Consider the following 2,105-nt stretch of genomic DNA (forward strand, 5'->3'; position numbering starts at 1 on the left):
GTGCCGGGCTCGGGCTCGCCATCGTGCGCGGCATCGTCGAGGCGCACGCCGGGCGGGCGGAGGTGCGCAACGTCGCCGGGGGCTGCTGCTTCGAGATCGCCCTGCCCGCGCCGCGCGCCCGGAGGGAATGACGAGGCAGGTCCCGGGGTCCGCCTTTCGAGCGCGCGGCCTACTCGGCCTACTCGGCCACGGCCTCGCGCAGCCGCTTCTTGTCCGGCTTGCCGACCGACGTCAGCGGGATCTCGTCCACGAGGTGCAGGGCCTCCGGCGCGTAGATCCGCCCCTTGCGGGCCGTGACGAACGCCTGGACGTCCGCCAACTCGGGCTGCTGCCCCGGAGCGGGAACGACGGCGACGTGGACGTGCTCCGCCTCCTGCGCGTCGCGCACGCCGAAGACCGCGCAGCGGGCGATCGCCGGGTGGGTGAGCAGCAGGTCCTCCACCTCGGACGGGTAGACGTGCCCGCCGACCACGATGATCAGGTCCTTGACCCGGTCGGCCAGGTAGAGGTAGCCGTCCGCGTCGAAGTAGCCGACGTCGCCGGAGTTCAGCCAGCCGTCGCGCAGCACCTCGGCGGTCAGGTCGGGCCGCTTCCAGTACCCGGCCATGAGTCCGGCCGATCGGATGTGGACCTCGCCCTGCTCTCCGGTCGGCAGCCCGGTGCCGTCCTCGGCGCGGATCTCCACGTCGACGCCCGGGAGGGGCCGGCCGACCGAGACCTGGCCGCCCTGTGCGATCCGGTCGTGCCCCTCCGGGGTGAGGAAGGAGATCAGCTGCGCCTCGGACATCCCGTAGATGCCTACCAGGACCGGCCCGAACACCTTGAGCGCCTCGCGGATCCGGGTGGGCGAGGCGGCGCAGCCCCCGTACATGATCTGCCGGAGGCTGGACAGGTCGGTGCGGCCGATCGCCGGGTGGTCGAGCAGCTGGTAGAGCAGCGGCGGCAGCGCCCAGAGGCTGGTGATGCGCTCGCGCTCGACGGCGGCCAGGACCTCGCCGGGGTCGAAGGTGCGCTGGAGGACCACCGTGCCGCCGTGGTGGAGCGTCAGGTCGGAGAAGATCCCGGCGAGGTGGGCGAGCGAGGTGGCGGCGAGGAAGCGGGGCGCCTCGTCGGCCGTGCCGGCGGAGCCGAACGAGGTGTCGAAGACGCCGCGGTAGGGGCCGTGCAGGCTGACGATGCCCTTCGGGATTCCGGTGGTACCGCCGGTGTGGCGGATGCCGAGGTCGTCGTCCGGGCCGATCCGGACGGCGGGCGGCTCGGCGGGGCGGTTAGCGGCGGCGGCGATCACGTCCTCGCCGACGGTCGCTGGTCCGGCGCCGAGGCGCAGGACCGTCGGCACGTCGATCAGGGGCAGCAACTCGGCGGCCTCCGCGTACCGTTCGGCGTCCACGAGGAGGACGGCGGCGTCGACGCTTGCCGCGACCTCGGCCAGGACCGGGGTGCTCATGCCGTCGTACAGGGTGACCACCCGCGCACCTGCGAGGCCCGCGGCGTAGCGGGCGCCGAGTGCCTCGGCGGTGTTGCCGGTGAGGAGGGTGACGGTGTCCCCGCGGGTGACGCCCCGGGCGATGAGCTCGTGGGCGAGGCGGTAGGTGGCGGCGGCGAAGTCGCCGGCGGTGATCTCGACGCCGTCGGCGGTGACGATGGCCCGCCGGCCGGGGTCGGCGGAGAGGGACCGGAGGATCAGGGCGGGTGCGCTGACGAATTCCTGGTCGTTCACGGCCACATCTCCCTTGTAGTTTGCAACCATGCCGCCAGGCTAGCCCCATCCTCCGCTCTTCACCGGCGAGTTCCGGCCGACATCGGACGGGCAGTCAGGTGCGGCGCCGGACCGCGGCGCCGCCGCGAACTCGGCCATCCCGGCGGAGAACGGCACCTGCGGGCGCCAGCCGAGTTCGGCGCGCAGCCGGGAGGAGTCGGCGGTGATGTGCCGGACGTCGCCCAGGCGGTACTCGCCGGTCACCAGTGGTGCCGGGCCGCCGTACGCCGCCGCCAGCGCCCCGGCCAGCTCGCCGATCGTGCGGACCTCGCCCCTTGCCACGTTGTTGGCGCGGGGGCCTCCCGGGCCGCGGGCGGCCAGGGCCGCCAGCGCGGCGCGGTGTGGC

General features: G+C 74.2%; 1 protein-coding gene and 2 pseudogenes. 1 reads left to right on the forward strand and 2 read right to left on the reverse strand.

Features of this window, described 5'->3' with window-relative positions; genetic code table 11:
* Positions 1–131, forward strand: a pseudogene (locus ACFV6I_RS39340) (two-component sensor histidine kinase); the annotation flags it as partial.
* Between the two features lie 47 nt (positions 132–178).
* Here the strand turns inward: ACFV6I_RS39340 and ACFV6I_RS39345 are convergent.
* A complete protein-coding gene (locus ACFV6I_RS39345; protein WP_380431070.1) occupies positions 179–1,720 on the reverse strand; it encodes an AMP-binding protein in 1,542 nt (513 codons plus the stop codon).
* A gap of 39 nt (positions 1,721–1,759) precedes the next feature.
* Positions 1,760–2,105: pseudogene (locus ACFV6I_RS39350) on the reverse strand (NAD-dependent dehydratase); the annotation flags it as partial.

It is taken from the genome of Kitasatospora sp. NPDC059803, from assembly GCF_042732255.1.
In the GTDB taxonomy this organism is placed as follows: domain Bacteria; phylum Actinomycetota; class Actinomycetes; order Streptomycetales; family Streptomycetaceae; genus Kitasatospora.